Genomic DNA, 20,434 nt, shown 5'->3' with positions numbered 1-20,434 from the left:
GGGCAACGGAGAAGGAGGAGGCGACCATGACCATCATCGACACCGACCTGCTGGTGACGCGTACGGGCGTTAGGCTGAACGTCCGCCCGGCACGTCCCGAGGATGAACCGGCGCTGGCAGAATTCTTCGGGCATGTGACGCCCGACGATCTGCGCTTCCGGTTCCTGACCGGGGTGCGCGAAGTGGGGCATGAGCGGCTGCTGGCGATGGCGACGGCCAATGATGCCCGGTCCGAAAGCCTGATCGCGCTGGACGATGGTGGCGCGGTGCTGGCAAGCGCGATGCTGGTCGGCGACGCGGCGGGCGAAACGGCGGAGGCGGCGATCGCGGTGCGCGGGGATCATAAGGGGCGGGGGATCGGCTGGACCCTGCTCGACCATCTGGTCGGCCATGCGCGGCGTCATGGCTATGCCGCGATCGAGTCGATCGAGGACCGCGCCAATCGCGACGCCATCGCGCTGGAGCGGGAAATGGGGTTCGAGGCGATACCGATCGACGGCGAACCCGCGCTGGTGCGTATCCGGCGGGAACTGCGCTAGCGGCCGTAACGGGCGCGGTAGCGGCGAGGCTTTATCCGGTCGCGAGTGAGCCTTGCCCGCAAGCCGCGTCCGTCGGATGTCAGCGATCACGAATGGCCGCTGGCTGGGCCGTGCAGGCTGCGGCCACCGGAGAGTCCGGCCATCGCCATGCGCCTTAGCCGATGATCGACTGGCCCAGCATCATCGTCTTGCCGTTGGTGACGATCACCCGGTCGCCGATCTTCGTCGCCTCGAACAATTTGCGCGCGAAGGCGGTGGGGACGCCGACGCAGCCATGGGTGGCATAGCCGAAGCGGACGTCGCTGCCATGGATCGCCACGCCGTCATTGGTCAGGCGCAACATATAGGGCATCGGCGCGTCGTAGAGATTGGAGACGTGGTCCGCGTCCTTTTGCAGGATCGGGAATACTCCCAGCGGCGTCGGCATATTGTCCGCGCCATAGATGATCGCCGCGGTGCCGATCTCATAGCCATTGCGGAAGATCGACACGACCTGCGCCGTCAGGTCGACGGTGATGACGATCGGTCCCGGCGGCGCGCCGCTGTCGTCCCAGACATAGGTGCCGTGGCGCAGCGGTTGCTTCAGGTCGAGGATGCGGCGGACGACAAAGGGTTCCGGCGTCGATACCGGCGTTGGGAGCGGGCGGAGCGGGCGCACCACCGGGGATGCCGCGGGAACCGGGCTCGGCGAAACGCGGGGCGCAGGGGGCGGCGCGCGGCCGGAGCGGAGGAGCAGCGTGCCTCCGCCCATGAGGGTGACCACCAGGATCGTAGCGGCAAGAAGTTGCAAGCGGCGCATGACGGGATCGGTCTACCACATCGCCCCTTGCCCAATCCTTAGCGGATTTCGACCGTCACATGGCCCAGCGCCGCCATGCTGGCCAGCCGCTGGTGGATGGTCCGGCTGGAGACGTCGCTCTCGACCGCGAGCACCACGGCATGGGCGGTCGGGCCGATGCGCCAGATATGGAAGTCCCGGATGCGCGTGTCGCCGGGGCCTTCAACGCGCTCGCGAACCTCTTCGGCCAGCCTGGGATCGGCGGCGTCGAGCAGCACGGCGGAGGCCTGCCGCATCAGGCTGACCGACCAGTTGGCGATCACCGCCGCGCCGATCAGCCCCATGGCCGGATCGAGCCAGACCCAGCCGAGCCAGCGTCCCGCCACCAGGGCGACGATCGCCATTACCGAGGTCAGCGCGTCTGCCAGGACATGGATATAGGCCGCGCGCATATTGGTGTCGCCGCCATGGCGGTCATGCCCATGGTCGTCATGGTGATGATGGCCATGGCCGTGCGCGTGACCATGAGCGTGACCATGATGATGCGCATGGCCACCGCCCGACAGCATCAGCGCGCTGACCAGATTGACCAGCAGGCCAAGCACCGCGACGATGATCGCGTCGCCGAACGCCACGGGGTAGGGGTTGGTCAGCCGGACCAGCGATTCATAGGCGATGAACAGCGAGACCAGTCCCAGCACCATCGCCGACCCGAACCCGGCAAGTTCGCCGACCTTGCCGGTGCCCCAGCTATAGCGAGGATTGGCGACATGGCGCTTCGCATAGGAATAGGCGATGGCGGCGATGCCCAGCGCGCCGACATGCGTCGCCATGTGAAAGCCATCGGCCAGCAGCGCCATCGATCCGGTCAGATAGCCCGCGACGACCTCGGCCACCATCATCCCGATCGACAACCACATGACCGCGCGGGTCCGACGGGCATTGTCGTCGTGGGCGTGACCCAGATAATCATGGCTGTGGGTGGTCATGGCATCAACCTTTGGGGAGCGTGTCGGGGCATCAGCGAAAATGGCGGCGGAGCAGCCGCGCCAGCTCGGCGGCCTGCGCGGTGCGTTCGGCATCGGACAGGTGGGGGGCGGCGACATGGGCGTGGAGATGATCCTCGACCAGTTCGTCCATCAGCCCCGCGACCGCGCCGCGCACCGCCGCCACCAGGTGCAGCGTCTCGGCGCAATCGGCATCGGCCGCGACCGAACGCTCGATCGCAGCGACCTGTCCGGCGATGCGCCGGACGCGGGCGATGATCTTCTCCTTGTTGGTGGTCACATGCGCCATAACATATAGGGGTATAGGGTATGTTGCCGGCGATCGCAACTTTGCTTGCGCGGCACCCGAGCGATCGGCCACAACGCTCCTGATCCAGTCACGGGAGGCGATATGGTCGGGCGGAAATGGTGGGTGTTCGGCATTGTGTGGCTGGCGGCGGCGGCGATGCCGGTCTCGGCGGAAACCATCCTGTTCGTCGGCAACAGCTTCACCTTTGGCGCGCATTCGCCCGTGATGCGCTATCGTCCCGATCTGGTGCATGACCTGAACGGCGAGGGTATCGGCGGCGTACCCGCCTTGTTCAAGACCTTTGCCGAGGAAACGGGCCGTGACTGGACGGTCAGCCTGGAAACCGTGCCGGGCAAGGATCTGGCCTTTCATTACGAGCATAAGCGCGGGGTGATCGACGGGCGCTGGGACGTCGTCATCCTTCAGGGGTATAGCGTGCTGGACCCGCAACGACCGGGCGATCCGGTGCGCCACGCCGAGGCGGCGGCGCGGATCGCGGCGATGCTGCGCCGGGCCAACCCGCATGCGCGGGTGGAACTCGTTTCCACCTGGAGCCGCGCCGACCTGACCTATCGCAAGCCCAGCCCATGGCGCGGCAAGCCGGTCACCGCGATGGCGGACGATCTGGCCGCGGGCAATGCCTATGCCCTGCGGCAGAGTCGCGACCTGTCCGGCGCCATCCCGGTCGGGCAGGCATGGAACCGCGCGTGGCGCGAGCGGCTGGCCGATCCCAATCCCTATGACGGCATCGCCTTTGGCCAGATCGACCTGTGGACCTGGGACCAGTATCATGCCAGCGCGGCAGGATATTATCTGGAGGCGCTGGTGATCTTCGGCCGGATCACCGGCGTCGACGTGCGCCTGCTGGGTGAGCAGGAGCGGGCGGGGCGCGACCTCGGGCTGGAGCCACGCACGGTGGGGCGGCTCCAGGCGATCGCCCAGGCGGAACTGACCGCCGAACCGACCGGGATCAGGCCGTAACGATCGCGCCGTCGATGACCGTGACGGGCCAGGGCGTCAGCGCCTGGCCCACACAGGGACCGCCAAGGCAGTGGCCATTCTCGACCGCGAAGACCGCCCCGTGCCAGGCGCAGGCGATCCGGTGGCCGTCGGGCGTCAGATAGCCGTCGAGTTCCTGCGCCAGCGGCAGGCCCATGTGCGGACAGCGGTCGACATAGCCATGTACGGTGTCGCCCCGCCGTACGACGAAGCCATGGAAACGACCCGCGCGCATCTGGAGGACGAAATTGCGCGCCGTGCCATCGGCGACGAGGTCGAGCGGCCCCAATCTAATGCCCGCCGGCGCGGAGGTCAGGCGTTCGCTCACCCCGCATCCCCCTGCGCCTCAGGCGCGGCCTGCGGCACGCGATCGTGCAGCCGCCGGGCGCTCGCCACGGTCGCGGGATAGGGGGTCAGGTCTACCGCAAACCGCTCCGCATTATAGACCTGCGGCAGGACATGGCAGTCGGCCAGTGTCGGCGCGTCGCCATAGGCAAAGCCGCGACCATGATGCCGGATCATCGTCTCCAGCGCGGCGAAGCCTTCCGCGATCCAGTGCGCGATCCAACCGCGTATCATCGCCTCATCGGCGTTCAGGTCGGTGCGAAGTCTGGTCAGCACCCGCAGATTGTTGGTCGGGTGGATGTCGCATGCCACGATGGCGGCCATAGCGCGCACCGTCGCCCGGGCACCGAGTTCGCGGGGTAGCAATGGTGGCGTCGGATAGCGTTCCTCAAGCCATTCCAGGATCGCCGGGCTCTGGATCAGCGCGCCATCCGGCCCCTCGAGCACCGGCACCAGCCCCTGGGGCTGCAAGGCCCGGAATTCAGGTGCGCGCTGTGCCCCGACCCGCAGATCATGGGGTACATCGTGATAGGTCAGCCCTTTCAGGCCCAGGGCCAGGCGAACGCGATAGGCCGCGCTGGATCGCCAATAGCCATGCAGCGTCAGGCTCATGGCAGCCGAGCCTTGGGGAAATCCCGCCATACCGCGTCATAATCGAGCTGCGCATGGGCCAGCGCGTGATCGGTGGGGCGATAGGGCCAGCAGCTTTCGACCATGAAGGCCATCGTGCCGTCGATCCGATGCGGCTTGAGGTCGGCGGCGCTCGCCCCCTGCCAACTCGCCAGATCGGGGCCATGCCCGGCCATCAGATTGTGCAGCGACAGGCCGCCGGGGCGGAAACCCTCCGCCTTGGCGTCATAGGCGCCGGTGATGAGGCCCATCGCCTCCGACATCACGTTGCGGTGGAACCAGGGTGGGCGGAACGTGTCCTCCGCCACCATCCAGCGCGGCGGAAAGAGGACCAGGTCGGCATTGGCGCGACCGGGCACGTCGCTGGGTGATGTCAGCAGGGTGAAGATCGACGGATCGGGATGATCGAAGCTGACCGTGTTGATCGTGTTGAAGCGTGACAGGTCATAGCGCCAGGGCGTGAGATTGCCGTGCCACGCGACCACGTCGAGCGGACTATGGTCGAGCGTCATCGTCCAGAGCGCGCCGAGGAATTTCTGCACGACCTGGATGGGGTCGTCGCGATCCTCGAACCAGGCGACGGGCGTCTCGAAATCGCGCGGATTGCCCAGGCCGTTCGCGCCGATCGGGCCCAGATCGGGAAGGCGGAACAGGCTGCCGTGATTTTCCGCGACGTAGCCCGCGGCCTCGCCATCGGGGAGTTCGACGCGAAAGCGCACGCCACGCGGGACCAGCGCGATCTGGCCCGGCGCGATGTCGATCCGGCCGAGTTCGGTCAGGATGGCCAGCCGTCCCGATTGCGGCAGGAAGACCAACTCGCCATCCGCGTCGACGAACACCCGCTCCATGCTGCGGTTGCAGGCATAGACATGGACCGCCACGCCCTCCAGATCGGCGGGATCGCGATTGGCGAGCATCGTCGTCATGCCGTCGATCCAGTCGGTGCCTGCCTCCGGCCTCGCCACCGGGTCCCAGCGCAGCCGGTTGGGGGGCAGGGGGCTGTCGCTGGTGCCCGGGGCGAAGCGCGCCGCGCCGGCATAGCGTTCATAGGGCGGATGCTCGGCGGTCGGGCGCAGGCGATAGAGCCAGGAGCGGCGGTTTTCGTGGCGCGGCGCGGTGAAGGCGGTCCCCGACAGTTGCTCGGCATAAAGGCCGAAGGCCGGGCGCTGCGGCGAATTGCGGCCGATCGGGAGCGCGCCGGGCACCGCCTCGGTCGCGACATGGTTGCCGAAGCCGGAGATGTAGCGCGGGGTCGCCGTCTCGTTCATGATCCTCTCCTCTGCCGGGCTGCTATCGTTTGCTGGCCCGTCGGTGGCGGCGGGCGATGCCGCGCCGCCCCGCGATCGATCCCGATCAGGCGTCGACGGTAATCACGCCGCGCCGGATCTGGTCCAGTTCGATGCTCTCGAACAGCGCCTGGAAATTGCCGTTGCCAAAGCCCTCATTGCCCTTGCGCTGAATGATCTCGAAGAAGATCGGGCCGACCATATTCTCGGTGAAGATCTGGAGCAGGATGCCCTCCTCGCCGACATTGCCGTCGATCAGGATGCGGTTCTTGCGCAGCCGCTCCAGATCCTCGCCATGGTTGGGCACGCGCTTGTCGACCAACTCATAATAGGTCTCGATCGTGTCCTGCAGGCGAATGCCGCGCGCGCGCAGCTTTTCGACCGTTTCATAGATATTGTCGGTGGTGAGGGCGAGGTGCTGGATCCCTTCACCATTATATTCGCGGAGGAATTCCTCGATCTGGCTCTTCTCGTCCTGGCTTTCGTTCAGCGGGATGCGGATCGCCTTGTCGGGCGCGATCATCGCCTGGCTGAACAAACCGGTCGCCTTGCCCTTGATATCGAAATATTTCTGCTCCTCGAAGCCGAAGAGCTTGGAATAGAAGCCCGACCAGGTCCGCATCTCGCCGCGCCGCACATTGTGGGTCAGATGGTCGAGCAGGTCGAGGCCGACATTGTTGCGCGCCTCGGCCGCCTGCCACCCTTCGATCTCGGTCCAGTCGGCGAACAGGTCGGTGCCCGCCTGGACGAGATACAGATAGCTGCCGCCGATGCCCTCGATCACCTGGGCGTCGGGGGTCAGGCAACCGCGGGCCGCATCGACCGGGGTCGCGCCGCCCCGGACCGCATGATCGAACGCTTCGACCGGATCGGCGACGTTGAAGCCCATGCCGCTGGCGGAGGGACCGTGATCGGCGCGGAAGTCGGCGGCCTGGCCCTCCGCCTCGGCGTTCAGGAGCAGGGTGATCCGACCCTGCTTGTACCGGGTGATCGCCTTGCTTGGATGGCGATGGGTGGGGACGAAGCCCATCATGTCGAACTGCCTGGCCAGCATGTCCGGCTCAGGCATGGTGAACTCGCAGAATGCGAAGCCGTCGAGGCCGAGAGGATTATGGCCCGTCGGATTGAAGGGGGCGGTTGCCATGACGTCCAACTCCTGATTCAGTAACGTTCGTCACTAAATCGCAGACCGGAGAATTGGTGTCAAATGTTACGATCTCGCGAATTGCGGCTCGACGGCTTCCTGCCCTATCGACTGTCGATCACCTCCAACCTGGTCAGCGACCATATCGCCAGCGCCTATCAGCAGCTTTTCGGACTCACGATCCCTGAATGGCGGCTGATCGCGATCGTGGCCGAAGAGGGCGCGGTGGCGCAGTCGGCGGTGTGCGAGCGGAGCCGAATGGACAAGGTCATGGTGTCGCGCGCGGCGATCGCGATGGTCGGCCGGGGCTTGCTCGAACGGACGGCGCATGACGGGGACCGCCGCTCGCACCTGCTGGTCCTGACCGAGGCGGGGCGGACTCTCTATGCCGATGTCGCGCCCAAGGCCCTGGAGCTTGAGGCGCAGCTCTTCGCGGGTTTCGCGCCCGATGAGCTGGAGGCCTTTGTCGCCATGCTCCACCGGATCGATGCCGTGGCGCTGTCGCTGCGCGCCTGATCCTATCGGCCGAGGATCGATCGGTAGAGCGCGAGATAGGCATCGGCCATCCGGTCGACCGAGAAGCGTGTCTCCACCGCGCGGCGGCAGGCGGCCCGATCGATCTCGTCGATCCGCACCACCGCCGCGATGGCCTCCTCGACCGAGTCGACCAGAAAGCCGGTCACGCCATCCTCGATCAGTTCGGGCATCGACCCGCGGCGGATCGCAATCACCGGCGTGCCGCAGGCCATGGCCTCGACCACCGAGAGGCCAAACGGCTCATCGAAGTTGATGAGGTGGAGGAGCGCTCGCGCCTGCCCCAGCGTGGCGGTGCGATCCGCGCCACCCACCGGCCCGCGATAGGTGATGCGGTCGCCATCGACATGCGGCTGAACGTCGCGCTCCCAATAGCCCTGGTCCTGGACGATGCCCGCCATGACGAGCCGCCGATCACAGGCCCGCGCGACCGTGATCGCCTCGGCTGCGCCCTTGTCCGGGTGGATGCGGCCGAAGAACAGGAGATATTCGCAACGGTCTGGGTTGAAAGGGAAATCCTCTAACGGAATACCGTGATGGATGGTCGCGGCATAGCGCAGGTGCGGATGGCGATCGGCGTCCGAGATCGCGACATAGTGAACCCTGTCCTGATAGGGTTCATACATCGGCATGATCCGTTCGGAAGAAAAGCCGTGGATCGTCGTGACCATGGGCGTGTCGACCAGCCGGGAGAAGGCATGGGCGGGGAAATCCGCCTGGTTGTGGATCAGGTCGAAGTCGCCTGCGCGCTCGAAGACGGCGGCGAGATGCCGCATCTCCCAGACCTTCGCATCGACCGATGGATTTTCCGAATAGGGGGCAGGAACCGGCCCGGCGAGCGTTGCCCGGGTCAGGCTGTCCCGTGTGGCGAACAAGGTCATGTCGACCCCGCGTTCGACCAGGGCTTCGGTCAACAGGCTGGTGACGAGTTCCCAGGGGCCATAGGCGCGCGGCGGCGTGCGCCACGCGATCGGGGCGATCATCGCAATCTTCATGTCAGGCGGTCGACCTTCCAGATCAGGCCCTCATCAGGGCGCAGTATCGGCGGCACCCCGTCGGGCAGGGGGCCGGGCAGGGTGGAGAGCAGCGGGCTTCCGGGTGGCAGCGCGAACGGTGCGGCTTGGTGGCCGAGGTTCAGCGCGATCAGCAGGTGCTCGCCGTCATGTTCGCGACGATAGGCCAGCACATCGCCCTCCGCCTCGACGATATGCAGCGAACCCAGGGTCAGTGCGGGGGTCGCGCGGCGGAGCTGCAACAGCGCGCGGTGGAGCGAGAGCATCGAGGCCGGATCGTCCCATTGCGCGGCGACATTGCGTCGGGGCCAATCGGCGTTCAGCGGCAGCCAGGACTCGCCCAGCGTGAAACCGGCCTGCGGGCTGTCATCCCATGGCATCGGCGTGCGGACGGGATCGCGCCCCAACCCGAGGCCCGGCTCGCGCAACTCACGCGGATCGCGGACGCGTTCGGGCGGGATCACGCCATTCTCCATGCCCAGTTCGTCGCCATAATAGAGCGTCGGCGTGCCGCGCAGCGTCAACAGCAGCATCGCAGCGACGCGCGCCTGCGCCTGACCGCGCTTGCTCGCGCTGCGCGGGCGATCATGATTGCCCAGCACCCAGTTAGGCCAGCCGCCTACCGGCAGGGCGGCTTCATACTCGGCGATCATCCGCGCGAGTTGGCGGGCGTGCCAGGGCGCGTCGATCAACTGGAAGTTGAACGGCAGATGGACGCCTTCGCCTTGCAGACCGTAATAGCGCATCAGCCGCTCGACCGGCAGGTAGATTTCGCCGATCAGCACCCGGTCGTCGCCCTCCCGCCCGAAGGCATCCGCGATCACGCGCATATCTGCCGCGATATCATGCACTTCCGGCTGATCCGTGGAATGATGTTGCAAGACCTGGTGCATCGCGCCCATCCCCGGATGCCAATCCGGATTGGGCGGATTGTCCGGGAAAGCGGCATGTTTGACGATGTGCCACAGGACATCGATACGGAACCCGTCGACGCCCCGCGCGAACCAGAAGCGCAGCACGTCGAGCATGGCGGCGCGCACCTCTGGATTGCGCCAGTTGAGGTCGGGCTGTTCCTTCAGGAAGGCATGGTAATAATATTGGCCGGTCGACGGATCGAGCGTCCAGGCGGGGCCGCCAAAGTCGCTGATCCAGTTGTTGGGCGGGCCGCCATCGACCGCCGGATCGCGCCAGATATACCAGTCGCGTTTCGGATTGGCGCGCGACGCGCGGCTTTCGATGAACCAGGGATGCTGGTCCGAACTGTGATTGGGCACGAAATCGAGCAGCAGCTTCAACCCGCGCGTATGGGCGGCGGCGAGCAGCGAGTCGAAATCCGCCAGCGTGCCGAACCGTGGATCGATTCCGCGATAATCGGCCACATCATAGCCGAAGTCTGCCATAGGCGACAGAAAAATAGGCGATAACCAGATTGCATCGATGCCAAGTTCGACCAGATAGTCGAGCCGTGCCTTGATCCCGCGGAGATCGCCGATCCCGTCATTCCCGCTATCCTGAAACGACCACGGATAGATTTGATAGAGGACGGCCGACTGCCACCAGTGCGGACGGCTCATCGAAACACGCTCTTGGGCAAACGGGTCAATCGACAGGCGAGGTCGGCCTCGCCGCTCGCCACCAGATAATGGTCGCCCAGATCGATCATGCCGGTCGAAAAGACCACCGGTGTCGGCAGATAAAGCTGGTCCGCGATCGGCGCGGTCAGGGCCGGCGCCGCTTCAATCAGCGGATGTTCGTCCGCGATGTGGAGGATGCGGGTCGGGTCATCGGCGTCGAACAAGGCCCAGAATGTGCGATAGATGCCGACCGTCCCCCGCTGCTCGACTCCATGATAGAGCGTCAGCCATCCCTGATCGGTCAGGATGGGGGGCGTGCCGCCGCCGACTTTCATCGCCGATGTCGAACCCTTGCGCCCCCGGATGCCTGGGGCCTCCAGCGGTTTCCAGTGGAGCGCATCGGGCGAGGCGGCGAAGTTGATCGAGGGACCGCCGACGAACGGGCTATCCCCCGGGTAGGCGAAATAGACCTCACCCAGCGGCCGGGTCAGCGCCAGGAAATGTCCATCGACCCGCCCCTCGAAGAACAGCATGTCCTTGTTCTGATGGTCGAGGATGATCCCCGCCAGCCGATAGTGAAGGCCATCGTCGGACAGATGCAAGGTTGTCGAATGCCGCTCGGCCGATACCGAGCAGGTGGTCATGTACCAGCGATCCTCGATCCGGCTGATCCGCGCATCCTCGATACCATAGTCCTGCCATGTTGCGGCAGGCTCGATCACCTTGTCATAATGCACCGTGACGATGGCGGAGCCATCCGGGGTCAGTTCGACGGGCAGGAGCCAGGAGAGCGAGGTGAGGGCAAGGACGCGGTGCGCGGTCCCCCGAAGCGCGAACTGCCGCGGATCGGTCATGTCGAGCAGGCTGATCGGATGGCGGTCCAGCACATAGCCATCGGGTGTCCAGCGTATGGCGCGGACATGGTCGCCATCGATCGGCTCCGCCAGCGCCTCGGCCACCCGCACCATCAGGAGCAGATTGCCGTTGACGAGTCGGGTCATCCCCGGGTTGAAAGCGCCGAGCACATAGGTGGGCTCGGCGATACCACGCCGCAGCGGGGAACGGGCGAGATCGACATCGTCGGGGCGGAGAACAAGCAGGTCGTCGGCCATGATCCCGCCAACGTCCGCCTCCCGCCGCCGTTCCGTCTCACCCGTTCTTTGCGACCTTCAGGAAGACCGACCAGCGATGTTCGAAAAACGCTTCGGGCTCCAGTCCGCTAAAGGGATCGGGCATGTCGAACTGCATCCGGCGGCTGGGACCGTCCAGAATATCGATGAGCAGGCTGAACCGCGCCGTGGGTGTTTCGTCGCGGCGCAACTGGCCATGTTCTTGCGCGGCCTCGATGCAGGCGATGATGGGCGCGGACAGGACGCGTTCCCAGGTCACAAAACGCCGCCGCAGATCCTCGGAAAAGACCGATTCGGACGTCAGGAACGCCATGAACCGCACCGAATCCGGCTCGACGCAGAAATAGAAGAAGCGGCGCGCGGAATGCCTCAGCCGTTCGAGCGGATCGCTCTCGGTGCTGGCCTCAAGCATGGCCTGGTTCAGGCGATCGAGATCGCGCGTCACCACCGCGTCGAGCAATGCCATCTTGCCCGCATAGCGACGATAAATGGTGTGCTTGCTGACCCCGACGGACAAGGCGATTTCTTCCATCGACGTGCCCTCGATCCCGCGACAGCAAAACGCCTCGCGTGCGCCCGTCAGTACGATGTCCCCGATGTGTTGCGCCTGCTCGCGGGTCGGGCGTCCAGCAGTCCGCTTGGTGATGGTCATGACACCCATTTTGGGCCCTGGAGTAGCGGAGGTCAAATTTAATTGCACTTAACCGTTGCTTTTTTGCAGGTGCGAGGTAAAGAGGGAAGCTGAATGACTTTAACGTCATCTGTTTCAGGGAGTTTCACGGCGTGTCCAAATTTTTTGCCTTTGGGTCATCGGCGGCGATGGCTCTTGCGCTTGCAGCCTGCGGACAAGGGCAGCAGGGCCAGCAAATGGCCGCGCCGCCGCCACCCCTGGTGGACGTCGTGACGGTTCAGTCGAGTGCGGTTCCCAATATCATCGAGTTGCCGGGCCGGATCGAGGCGGTTCGCACCGCCGAGGTGCGCGCGCGGACCGACGGCATCGTCGAGGCGCGGCTGTATCGCGAAGGAACCGACGTCGCGGAGGGGCAGCCCTTGTTCCGCATCGATCAGCGCGATTATCGGGCCCAGGTCGAGCAGGCGCAGGCGGCCCTGGCCCGGGCGCAGGCGGCGCGCGCCAACGCCGCGTCGATCGTCCGGCGCTATCAGCCGCTTGTGGCCGAACGGGCAGTCAGCGCGCAGGAATTCGATGCGGCGCAGTCGGAACTTCGTCAGGCCGATGCCACCATCGCCGATGCCCGTGCGGCCCTGTCGCGCGCGCAGCTCCAGTTGAGCTACACCATCGTGCGCGCGCCGATCGCGGGGCGCGTCGGGCGGGCGCAGGTGACCGAGGGCGCGCTGGTCAGCGCGACCCAGGCGACGCCGCTGACTCAGGTCGATCAGATGTCGCCGATCTACGCCGTTTTCACCCAGTCGAGCTCGGCGCTGACCGAAATGATCCGGCAGTCGCGCTCTGGGGGCGTGGCGCTGCCCGCTCTCTCGAACATCACGGTTCGCCTGACCCTGGAGGATGGCACGGAATATGGTCCGACCGGTCGCCTCGACTTTGCCGGGCAGACGGTCGATCCGACCACGGGCAGCCAGCAATTGCGCGCCCAGTTCCCCAATCCCAACCGTGCCCTGCTGCCCGGCCAGTTCGTTCGTGCGCATGTGTCGGCGGGGACGATCCGCGACGGCATCTCCATCCCGCAGCGTGCGGTGCAGCTGAGTAACCAGGCGGCGTCGGTCATGGTCGTCGACAATGGCGGCACGGTGCAGGCGCGTCCGATCACCCTGGGCGGACAGGTCGGCAGCAACTGGGTCATCCTGTCGGGCCTGAAGCCCGGCGAGAAGGTCATCACCGAAGGATGGCAGAAGGTGCAGCCGGGCCAGAAGGTCCGCGTCCAGGCGCCGGGCCAGAACGGACAACAGGCACAGGGTCAGGCGGGCGCTCAGCCTGCCGCCGGTCGCTGATCGCCGGAGTACGAACCCTATGAACCGCTTTTTCGTCTATCACCCGGTCTTTGCCTGGGTGATCGCGTTGTTCATCGCGCTGTTCGGCGTGATCGCGCTGCGCCTTCTGCCCATCGAGAGCTATCCATCGGTCGCGCCGCCCGCGTTGAACGTCGCGGTCAATTATAACGGCGCCGATGCCGAGGTGATGGACCGTTCGGTGACCGCCGTCATCGAGAAGGAATTGAACGGCGTCGACAATTTCCTCTACATGGCGTCGACGAGCCGTTCGAACGGTACGGCGCAGATCACGGTCACGTTCAAGCCGGGCACCAATCTGGACGTCGCGCGCACCCAGATCCAGGATCGCCTGCGCCGCGCCGAGCCGCGCCTGCCGCAGGAAGTCCGCGCGCTGGGCATTCAGGTGACCGAGGGGTCGGCAGGTTTCCTGGAGGTGATCACGCTCAGCTCGAAATCGGGCAAGACCAGCCCGGTAGAGATGGGCAACTATGCCGAGAACAATATCCGGAATGAGCTGCGCCGGATCGATGGCGTGGGCGACGTGCTGCTGTTCGGTTCGCCCTATGCGATGCGCATCTGGCTCGATCCGCAGAAACTGGCCGGCTATAATCTTTCGGCGTCCGAGGCGCTGGCGGCGGTACAGGAACAGAATAGCCAGACGGCGGGCGGCGCGATCGGTGCGCAACCGCTGACCCGCACGGCCGAGTTCACGGCGCAGATCATCACCCAGAACCGCTTTGCCACGCCGGAGCAGTTTCGTCAGATCATCATCCGCGCCAATCCCGACGGTTCGGCGGTTCGGCTGGGCGATGTCGCACGCGTCGAACTGGGCAAGGACAATTACGGCTTCCGTCTGACGCTGAACGGCAAGGAGACGGTTGGCCTGGCGGTGCAGCTCGCCAGCGGCGCCAACGCGCTGGCTACCGCCGACGCGGTCGCGGCGCGGATGAAGTCGCTGCAGGTGAACTTCCCGGCCGATATTGCCTGGAGCGTCCCCTTCACCACGACGCCGTTCATCAGCGCATCGGTCGACAGCGTGATCCACACGCTGGTCGAGGCGATGATCCTCGTCTTCCTAGTGATGTTCCTGTTCCTCCAGAACTGGCGCGCCACGCTGATCCCCGCGATCGTCGTGCCCATCGCGCTCGGCGGGGCCTGTATCGGCCTGCTGGCCTTCGGGTTTTCGATCAACACGCTGTCGCTGTTCGGCATGGTGGTGGCGATCGGCATTCTGGTCGACGACGCGATCGTGGTCGTCGAGAATGTCGAGCGCATCATGTCGGAAGAGGGGCTGGGTCCGCGTCGCGCCACGGTGAAGGCGATGGGCCAGATCACGGGCGCGATCATCGGCATCACGCTGGTGCTGGTGGCGGTGTTCATCCCGATGGCCTTCTTCCCCGGATCGACCGGCGGCATCTACCGCCAGTTCTCGGTCACGCTGGCCGTCTCGATCTTCTTCTCGGCGCTTCTCGCGCTGACGCTGACCCCGGCCCTGTGCGCCACCCTGTTGAAGCAGGAACAGGCGCATCTCGAGGACCGGCCCGAGCCGCAGCCGGGCGTGCGCGGTTTGCCGCGTCGTTTCTTCAACTGGTTCAACGACAAGTTCAGCCGGGGGACGGATAGATATTCCGGCCGCGTGAGCAGGATGATGTCGCGGCCGGTCCGCTGGCTGGCGGTGTTCGTCCTGACCGTGGTGCTGACGGGTTTCCTCTTCCTGCGCCTGCCGGGCGGCTTCCTGCCGACCGAGGATCAGGGCTATATCTTCGTGTCCTATGACGCCGCGCCCGGCGCGACGCTGGAACGGACCGGAGCCGCGATCACCAAGGTCGAGAAATTCCTCCACGCCCAGCCGCAGGTGACCGACGTCGTGTCGGTGGCCGGCTTCAACTTCTTCGGACAGGGGCAGTCGGCGGGTATCTCGTTTGTCAACCTCAAGCCGTGGCATGATCGCAAGGGCGTGGAGAATAATTCCACCACGCTGGTCGGCAAGACGATGGGGTTCGTCCAGTCGATCCCGGAGGCGACGATCTTCGCGCTCGACCCACCGCCGATCCAGGCGCTGGGCAACGCCACGGGCTTTTCGATGAAGCTTGAGGATCGCTCGGGTCTGGGCGAAGCGGCGCTGCAAAAGGCACAGCTCGCGATCCTGGCGAAGGCGGCGCAGAACAAGGTTCTGTTGGGCGTTCGCCCCGAAGGCCTTGGTCCCGCGCCGCAGCTCTATGTCGATATCGACCGGATCCAGGCGCGCGCGCTGGGGCTTCAGATCGCGGATGTGAACCAGACGCTGTCGATCGCCTTTGGCTCGGCCTATGCCAACGACTTCGTTCGCGAAGGCAATGTGTTGCGGGTCTATCTTCAGGCCGATGCGCCGCAGCGCATGACGCCGGAGGATGTGCTGGCGCTTCGTGTCCGCAATGCGCAGGGCAATATGGTGCCCTTCTCCTCCTTCACGAAGGTGCGGTGGCAATATGGTCCGCAACAGCTGGAACGCTATAACGGCTATCCGTCGCTGACCATCTCCGGCATGGCCGCTCCCGGCCAGTCGACCGGCACCGCGCTCAACGAGATGGAGAAGATCGCGCATGAGGTGATGCCCGCGGGCATGAGCTTCGAGTGGACCGGCACCGCGTTCGAGGAAAAGCAGGCGGGGGGCCAGATCGGCCTGCTGCTGGGGCTGTCGCTGGTCGTGGTCTTCCTCCTGCTCGCCGCCCTGTACGAGAGCTGGGCGATCCCGCTTGCGGTGTTGCTGGTGGTGCCCTTCGGCGTGCTGGGCGCGGTGTTGCTCACCATGCTGCGTGGGTTCTCGGCGGACGTGTATTTCAACGTCGGGCTCATCACCATCATTGGTCTGGCGGCCAAGAACGCGATCCTGATCGTCGAGTTCGCGATCGAGGATGAGGAGGGCGGTCGCTCGCCCTTCGAGGCGGCGGTGGAAGCAGCGCGGCAGCGTCTGCGTCCAATCCTGATGACCAGCCTTGCGTTCATCCTGGGCATGGTGCCGCTGTTCATCGCCACCGGGGCGGGTGCCGCGAGCCGCCGGGCGGTGGGCACCGGCGTCATGGGCGGGATGATCGCGGCGACCGCGTTCGGTATCTTCTTCACGCCCATCTTCTACATCGCGGCCAAGAAATGGCTGGCGCGCGAGAATAATCACGAGGCGGAGGATGCCGAGGAAGAAGCGCGCGATCGTGAAGCCCCGGACCGCCACGAGCGAACCGGCGAAGAGGAGGGCCCGGCCCATGCGTAAGGCGTTGAACCGGACCGCCGCGATGCTGGCGGCGACCAGCGCGCTGTCCGCCTGCAATCTCGCGCCGCAATATCGTCAGCCTGTCGCCCCCGTCTCGGCCAGTTATCCCGAGGCGGTGCGCGGGACCCGGACGGCGGCGGACATTGGCTGGCGGGAGTTCTTCGCCGACGAGCGCCTCAAGGCCTATATCGCGGCGGCGCTGGCCAATAACCGCGATCTGGCGCAGTCGGTCGCCCGTGTGGCGCAGGCGCGCGCCCAGTATCGGATACAGGATGCCCAGCGTCTGCCGCCGCTCGACGCATTGGTGAGCGGCACGCGGACGCGGGTTCCGCTCAACTCGCTGGGCTTTGGCGACGCGCTGGGCGGCGGTGGCAACCGGCCGGCGCCGACCGCGATCACCTATAACCAGTTCGCGGTCGGAGCCCGGGTGTCCAACTTCGAGCTGGATTTCTGGGGCCGGGTGCGCAACCTGGCGGAGGCGCAACGGCGTCAATATCTGGCGACGGTCGAGGCGGAGCGCGCCTTTCGCCTGTCGCTGGTCGGCCAGGTCGCGGCGACCTATCTCCAGATGCGCGCGCTCGAGGAGCAGATCGCGCTGGCCGAGCGCACCGTGGCAAGCCGCCGCGAGGGGTTGGGCATCGCCAAGCGGCGCATGGACGCGGGCGTCACCTCCAGCGTCGATTATGACCAATCGGTCGCGCTGTTGACCCAGGCGGAAACGCAGCTGGCCGAATTGCGCCGGACCGTCGCCCAGACGGAGAATCTGCTAACCGTACTGGTCGGCGGCCCGATCGCCACTGCGCTTCCGGCGGGACGGCGGCTGGAGGAACAGGGGCAGTTCGCGGCGATCGAACCAGGCCTGCCCTCTGCGCTGCTGGTCAATCGGCCGGACATCGTGGGTGCCGAACAGCAATTGCTGGCCGCCAACGCCAATATCGGCGCGGCGCGCGCGGCCTTCCTGCCCAGCATCTCGTTGACTGGCCTCGGCGGGTTCATTTCGCCTGCGCTCAGGACCGTGATCGATGGCGATTCCAGCCAGTATCAGGTTCAGGGCACCGCGCTTCTGCCGATCTTCGATTGGGGGCGGCGTAACGCGCAACTGCGTCTGAGCCGGGCGCGGGCCGAGGAACTGACCGCCGCCTATCAGAAGACGGTCCAGTCTGCGTTCCGCGAAGTGGCCGACGCCCTGGTGGCCCGTCGCCGTTATGCCGAGCAGATCGAGGCGCAGACCCGCGCGGTCGAGGCGCAGCGGCGGCTCGCCCGGACGGCGCGGCTTCGGTACGGCAATGGCATCTCCATCTATCTCGAAGTGCTGGATGCCGAACGCAATCTGTTCCTGGCGGAACAGCAACTGCTGAACCTGCGCAGCGCGGCGTTGCAGAATGATGTGACCCTCTATGTCGCGTTGGGTGGTGGTCTTCGTGAGACCGTCCAGCAAGGCGGAGAGGTACCGGCGGCCGGCTGATCGAACTCCCAGTTCGGACGCATGGCTCAGGGGCGTGGCGGGAGACCGCCGCGCCCCTTTGTATTGGGCGGCGGTTCGCGGTAGCGCCGATCGCGGGATGAACGGGAAACGCGGCGGATGACGAACATGCGGGAATGGACGATCGGGGTGATCGGCGGGTCGGGGCTGTACACGATCGATGCGCTGGAGGATGTCGAGTATCTTGTCGCCGATACGCCCTGGGGCGCGCCATCCGACACGCTGCTGCGCGGGCGGATCGGCGATGTCCGCTTCGTGTTCCTGCCGCGTCACGGACGGGGGCATCGGCTTTCGCCGACCGACGTCAATGCGCGCGCCAATATCCATGCCCTCAAGGCGGCGGGGTGCACCGATGTGCTGGCGATCTCCGCCATCGGGTCGCTGCGCGAAGAGCTTCCGCCCGGCTGCTTCGTGGTAGTCGACCAGTTCATCGACCGTACGGTTCACCGCGACACCAGTTTCTTCGGGGCCGGGCTGGTCGCGCATGTCTCGATGGCCGAGCCCGTCTGTCCGCGCCTGGCGGCCTTGGTGGCGGACGCGGGCGAGCGGGCGGGGGCTCGCGTCGCGCGAAGCGGCACCTATCTGGCGATGGAGGGGCCGCAATTCTCGACCCGTGCCGAAAGCCATCTCTATCGCCAATGGGGCGCGGATGTCATCGGCATGACCGGGATGCCCGAGGCGAAGCTCGCTCGGGAGGCGGAACTGCCCTATGCGCTGATCGGCATGGTCACCGATTATGACTGCTGGCGCGAGGATGCCGCGCATGTCGAGGTCGATACGGTGCTGGCGCAGCTTGCGGCCAATGCCGCGACCGCGCGGTCGCTCGTCGCCGAACTGGCGGTGCTCCTGCCCCGCGAGCGCATGCCGTCGCCGATCGATACCGTGCTGAACCAGGCGCTGATCACGCATCTTGCCCATATGGATCGGGCCAAGGCGGAAAGCCTTGGCCCGATCGTCGCGCGGGTGCTCGCCGCACGGGGCGGCGGGGGCGTTTAGTCCTCGGTGATCTGGCTGTCCTTCGCGGTGTCGCGCATCCGCAGATAGACGATCAGCGAGATGGCGATCATGCCGGTGACATACCAGTAGAAGCCGCTTTCGATGCCGGACTTCTTGAACCACAGCGCGGCATATTCGGCGGTGCCGCCGAAAATGGTGTTGGCCAGCGCATAGGGCAGGGCGACGCCCAGCGCACGGATATGCGCGGGGAACAGCTCGGCCTTCACGACCGCGTTGATCGAGGTGTAGCCGGTCACGATGATGAGCGCGGCCATCACCAGTCCGCCCGCGACCAGCGGATCGCGCGTGGTCTCCAGCGTCGAGAAGATGGGATAGGTGAACAACACGCCCGCGATGCCGAAACCGACCATCAGCGGCTTGCGCCCGATCCGGTCGGACAGCCCGCCCGCCAGCGGCTGGAGCAGCATGAAGATGAAGAGCGTAATGGCGTTGATCTGGCTCGCCGTCTCGCGGCTGAAGCCGCTGGTATTGACCAGGAACTTCTGCATGTAGATCGAATAGGCGTAGAAGGCGAGCGTACCGCCCGCGGTCAGCAGCATGACCGTCAGCGTTTCCTTCGGATGCTTGGACAGCAGCTGGAGGAAGCCCGATTGGGGTGCGCCTTCCTTCTTCGCGTTTTCGAAGCTCTGCGTCTCGGCCAGTCCCCGGCGGATATAGAAGACGACGACCGCCAGCACCGCACCGATCGCAAAGGGAATGCGCCAGCCCCATTCGTCGAGCGCAGCCTCCGACAGGACGGTCTGAAGGACCAGCAGCACGCAGATTGCGAGAAGCTGGCCGGAGATCAGCGTGACATATTGAAAGGACGAGAAAAAGCCGCGCCGGTCCTTGCCCGCCATTTCGGACAGATAGGTCGCGCTGGCACCATATTCGCCGCCGACCGACAGCCCCTGCATCAGGCGCGCGAGGACCAGCAGCGCGGGGGCGGCCAGGCCGATCGTCTGATAGCTGGGCGTGACCGCGATGATGAGCGAACCCGCGCACATCAGCGTGACCGCCAGGCTCAGCCCCGCCTTGCGGCCCTTGCGATCGGCATAGATGCCCATCACCCAGGCCCCGATCGGCCGCATGATGAAGCCGACCGCGAACACCGCCGCGGCGCTCAGCAACTGGGCGGTGCGGTTCTCCGACGGGAAGAAATGCGGCGCGAAATAGAGGGTGAAGGCGGAGTAGACATACCAGTCGAACCATTCGACCAGATTGCCGGTGGATCCGCCGATAATCGCTTTCAGGCGGTGCCGTCCAGGATCGGCGATGGTGGCTGACATAGTCTACTCCCCTTATACATATCGGTTTTCCGGCGTTCCAGGCCCCGCAATCGCCCCTAGGGTCAGGACCCATTGATGTGAGCGCCGTGATCTGATTCAGGCTCCGCAAGGAGACCGATATGAGCGACCTGTTTTGGCTGACGGACGATCAGATGAAGCGGCTTCGGCCGTTCTTTCCCAAGA

General features: G+C 65.8%; 19 protein-coding genes. 7 read left to right on the top strand and 12 right to left on the bottom strand.

All coding sequences use genetic code 11. The annotated features are described in order from the left end of the window. The first annotated feature begins 26 nt into the window (after positions 1-26). The gene (locus tag RN629_RS14655) at positions 27-539 is read left to right on the top strand and encodes a GNAT family N-acetyltransferase (protein ID WP_407035882.1); all 513 of its coding nucleotides are present in this window, start codon (positions 27-29) and stop codon (positions 537-539) included. Positions 540-693: 154 nt separating this feature from the next. Here the strand turns inward: RN629_RS14655 and RN629_RS14650 are convergent, their stop codons facing one another. From RN629_RS14650 to RN629_RS14640, 3 genes are read right to left on the bottom strand one after another with little or no spacing between them, the layout of a single operon-like run. After that, on the bottom strand, positions 694-1,338 hold the full coding sequence (locus tag RN629_RS14650) for a L,D-transpeptidase family protein (RefSeq protein ID WP_407035881.1): 645 nt from the start codon (positions 1,336-1,338) through the stop codon (positions 694-696). A 38-nt stretch (positions 1,339-1,376) separates the two neighbouring features. After that, positions 1,377-2,306, bottom strand: a complete 930-nt coding sequence (gene dmeF / locus RN629_RS14645) for a CDF family Co(II)/Ni(II) efflux transporter DmeF (RefSeq protein ID WP_407035880.1) — start codon at positions 2,304-2,306, stop codon at positions 1,377-1,379. Positions 2,307-2,337: 31 nt separating this feature from the next. Then, entirely contained in the window at positions 2,338-2,613 is a 276-nt protein-coding gene (locus tag RN629_RS14640; RefSeq protein WP_407035879.1) for a metal/formaldehyde-sensitive transcriptional repressor, read from the bottom strand. 102 nt (positions 2,614-2,715) lie between these two features. Here RN629_RS14640 and RN629_RS14635 point away from each other — a divergent pair, with 102 nt between their 5' ends. After that, positions 2,716-3,594, top strand: a complete 879-nt coding sequence (locus RN629_RS14635; RefSeq protein WP_407035878.1) for a PEP-CTERM sorting domain-containing protein — start codon at positions 2,716-2,718, stop codon at positions 3,592-3,594. Here the strand turns inward: RN629_RS14635 and RN629_RS14630 are convergent. From RN629_RS14630 to hppD, 4 genes are all read right to left on the bottom strand, one after another. Then, the gene (locus RN629_RS14630; protein ID WP_407035877.1) at positions 3,584-3,940 is read right to left on the bottom strand and encodes a Rieske (2Fe-2S) protein; all 357 of its coding nucleotides are present in this window, start codon (positions 3,938-3,940) and stop codon (positions 3,584-3,586) included. The genes RN629_RS14635 and RN629_RS14630 overlap by 11 nt on opposite strands. Continuing rightward, positions 3,937-4,569, bottom strand: coding sequence for a maleylacetoacetate isomerase (gene maiA / locus RN629_RS14625; RefSeq protein WP_407035876.1), 633 nt, complete (start codon positions 4,567-4,569; stop codon positions 3,937-3,939). The genes RN629_RS14630 and maiA overlap by 4 nt, the downstream gene beginning before the upstream one ends. Further along, positions 4,566-5,855 (bottom strand): homogentisate 1,2-dioxygenase, encoded by a 1,290-nt coding sequence (gene hmgA, locus RN629_RS14620; protein WP_407035875.1) that lies wholly within the window; start codon positions 5,853-5,855, stop codon positions 4,566-4,568. The genes maiA and hmgA overlap by 4 nt, the downstream gene beginning before the upstream one ends. An 85-nt stretch (positions 5,856-5,940) precedes the next feature. Then, complete coding sequence (gene hppD, locus RN629_RS14615; RefSeq protein ID WP_407035874.1) at positions 5,941-7,017, bottom strand: 4-hydroxyphenylpyruvate dioxygenase; 1,077 nt, start codon at positions 7,015-7,017, stop codon at positions 5,941-5,943. Positions 7,018-7,080: 63 nt separating this feature from the next. Between hppD and RN629_RS14610 the strand changes: the two genes are divergently transcribed. Then, complete coding sequence (locus RN629_RS14610) at positions 7,081-7,533, top strand: MarR family winged helix-turn-helix transcriptional regulator (protein WP_407035873.1); 453 nt, start codon at positions 7,081-7,083, stop codon at positions 7,531-7,533. A 2-nt stretch (positions 7,534-7,535) separates the two neighbouring features. On the opposite strand, the gene RN629_RS14605 is transcribed toward RN629_RS14610, so the two are convergent. From RN629_RS14605 to RN629_RS14590, 4 genes are read right to left on the bottom strand one after another with little or no spacing between them, the layout of a single operon-like run. Next, entirely contained in the window at positions 7,536-8,546 is a 1,011-nt protein-coding gene (locus tag RN629_RS14605) for a glycosyltransferase family 4 protein (RefSeq protein ID WP_407035872.1), read from the bottom strand. After that, positions 8,543-10,138, bottom strand: a complete 1,596-nt coding sequence (locus tag RN629_RS14600; RefSeq protein ID WP_407035871.1) for an alpha-amylase family glycosyl hydrolase — start codon at positions 10,136-10,138, stop codon at positions 8,543-8,545. The genes RN629_RS14605 and RN629_RS14600 overlap by 4 nt, the downstream gene beginning before the upstream one ends. Further along, on the bottom strand, positions 10,135-11,250 hold the full coding sequence (locus tag RN629_RS14595; RefSeq protein WP_407035870.1) for a glycoside hydrolase family 130 protein: 1,116 nt from the start codon (positions 11,248-11,250) through the stop codon (positions 10,135-10,137). Before RN629_RS14595 ends, RN629_RS14600 begins: the two co-directional genes overlap by 4 nt. Positions 11,251-11,287: 37 nt before the next feature. After that, positions 11,288-11,920, bottom strand: a complete 633-nt coding sequence (locus RN629_RS14590; RefSeq protein WP_407035869.1) for a TetR/AcrR family transcriptional regulator — start codon at positions 11,918-11,920, stop codon at positions 11,288-11,290. A 131-nt stretch (positions 11,921-12,051) separates the two neighbouring features. On the opposite strand from RN629_RS14590, the gene RN629_RS14585 reads away from it, so the two are divergent. The 4 genes from RN629_RS14585 (at position 12,052) to mtnP (ending at position 18,962) form a co-directional block, all read left to right on the top strand. Beyond that, the gene (locus RN629_RS14585) at positions 12,052-13,236 is read left to right on the top strand and encodes an efflux RND transporter periplasmic adaptor subunit (protein WP_407035868.1); all 1,185 of its coding nucleotides are present in this window, start codon (positions 12,052-12,054) and stop codon (positions 13,234-13,236) included. Between the two features lie 19 nt (positions 13,237-13,255). Further along, positions 13,256-16,483, top strand: coding sequence for a multidrug efflux RND transporter permease subunit (locus tag RN629_RS14580; protein WP_407035867.1), 3,228 nt, complete (start codon positions 13,256-13,258; stop codon positions 16,481-16,483). Further along, positions 16,476-17,948 (top strand): efflux transporter outer membrane subunit, encoded by a 1,473-nt coding sequence (locus tag RN629_RS14575; RefSeq protein WP_407035866.1) that lies wholly within the window; start codon positions 16,476-16,478, stop codon positions 17,946-17,948. The genes RN629_RS14580 and RN629_RS14575 overlap by 8 nt, the downstream gene beginning before the upstream one ends. 126 nt (positions 17,949-18,074) lie before the next feature. Continuing rightward, positions 18,075-18,962 carry an S-methyl-5'-thioadenosine phosphorylase gene (gene mtnP, locus RN629_RS14570; protein ID WP_407035908.1) on the top strand — a complete coding sequence of 296 codons (888 nt, stop codon included), beginning with the start codon at positions 18,075-18,077 and terminating at the stop codon, positions 18,960-18,962. Here the strand turns inward: mtnP and RN629_RS14565 are convergent. After that, entirely contained in the window at positions 18,959-20,251 is a 1,293-nt protein-coding gene (locus RN629_RS14565) for an MFS transporter (RefSeq protein WP_407035865.1), read from the bottom strand. The genes mtnP and RN629_RS14565 overlap by 4 nt on opposite strands. Positions 20,252-20,434 lie beyond the last annotated feature (183 nt).

It is taken from the genome of Facivitalis istanbulensis, assembly GCF_040560405.1.
Classification (GTDB): domain Bacteria; phylum Pseudomonadota; class Alphaproteobacteria; order Sphingomonadales; family Sphingomonadaceae; genus Sphingomonas; species Sphingomonas istanbulensis.
This window is presented reverse-complemented; position numbering and strand designations above follow the sequence as displayed.

Bases quoted from the DNA above. Each gene is read 5' to 3' on its own strand.
- RN629_RS14655 (WP_407035882.1), top strand. From the start codon at position 27: ATGACCATCATCGACACCGACCTGCTGGTGACGCGTACGGGCGTTAGG.
- RN629_RS14650 (WP_407035881.1), bottom strand. From the start codon at position 1,338: ATGCGCCGCTTGCAACTTCTTGCCGCTACGATCCTGGTGGTCACCCTC.
- dmeF (WP_407035880.1), bottom strand. From the start codon at position 2,306: ATGACCACCCACAGCCATGATTATCTGGGTCACGCCCACGACGACAAT.
- RN629_RS14640 (WP_407035879.1), bottom strand. From the start codon at position 2,613: ATGGCGCATGTGACCACCAACAAGGAGAAGATCATCGCCCGCGTCCGG.
- RN629_RS14635 (WP_407035878.1), top strand. From the start codon at position 2,716: ATGGTCGGGCGGAAATGGTGGGTGTTCGGCATTGTGTGGCTGGCGGCG.
- maiA (WP_407035876.1), bottom strand. From the start codon at position 4,569: ATGAGCCTGACGCTGCATGGCTATTGGCGATCCAGCGCGGCCTATCGC.
- hmgA (WP_407035875.1), bottom strand. From the start codon at position 5,855: ATGAACGAGACGGCGACCCCGCGCTACATCTCCGGCTTCGGCAACCAT.
- hppD (WP_407035874.1), bottom strand. From the start codon at position 7,017: ATGGCAACCGCCCCCTTCAATCCGACGGGCCATAATCCTCTCGGCCTC.
- RN629_RS14610 (WP_407035873.1), top strand. From the start codon at position 7,081: ATGTTACGATCTCGCGAATTGCGGCTCGACGGCTTCCTGCCCTATCGA.
- RN629_RS14605 (WP_407035872.1), bottom strand. From the start codon at position 8,546: ATGAAGATTGCGATGATCGCCCCGATCGCGTGGCGCACGCCGCCGCGC.
- RN629_RS14600 (WP_407035871.1), bottom strand. From the start codon at position 10,138: ATGAGCCGTCCGCACTGGTGGCAGTCGGCCGTCCTCTATCAAATCTAT.
- RN629_RS14595 (WP_407035870.1), bottom strand. From the start codon at position 11,250: ATGGCCGACGACCTGCTTGTTCTCCGCCCCGACGATGTCGATCTCGCC.
- RN629_RS14590 (WP_407035869.1), bottom strand. From the start codon at position 11,920: ATGACCATCACCAAGCGGACTGCTGGACGCCCGACCCGCGAGCAGGCG.
- RN629_RS14580 (WP_407035867.1), top strand. From the start codon at position 13,256: ATGAACCGCTTTTTCGTCTATCACCCGGTCTTTGCCTGGGTGATCGCG.
- RN629_RS14575 (WP_407035866.1), top strand. From the start codon at position 16,476: ATGCGTAAGGCGTTGAACCGGACCGCCGCGATGCTGGCGGCGACCAGC.
- mtnP (WP_407035908.1), top strand. From the start codon at position 18,075: ATGCGGGAATGGACGATCGGGGTGATCGGCGGGTCGGGGCTGTACACG.
- RN629_RS14565 (WP_407035865.1), bottom strand. From the start codon at position 20,251: ATGTCAGCCACCATCGCCGATCCTGGACGGCACCGCCTGAAAGCGATT.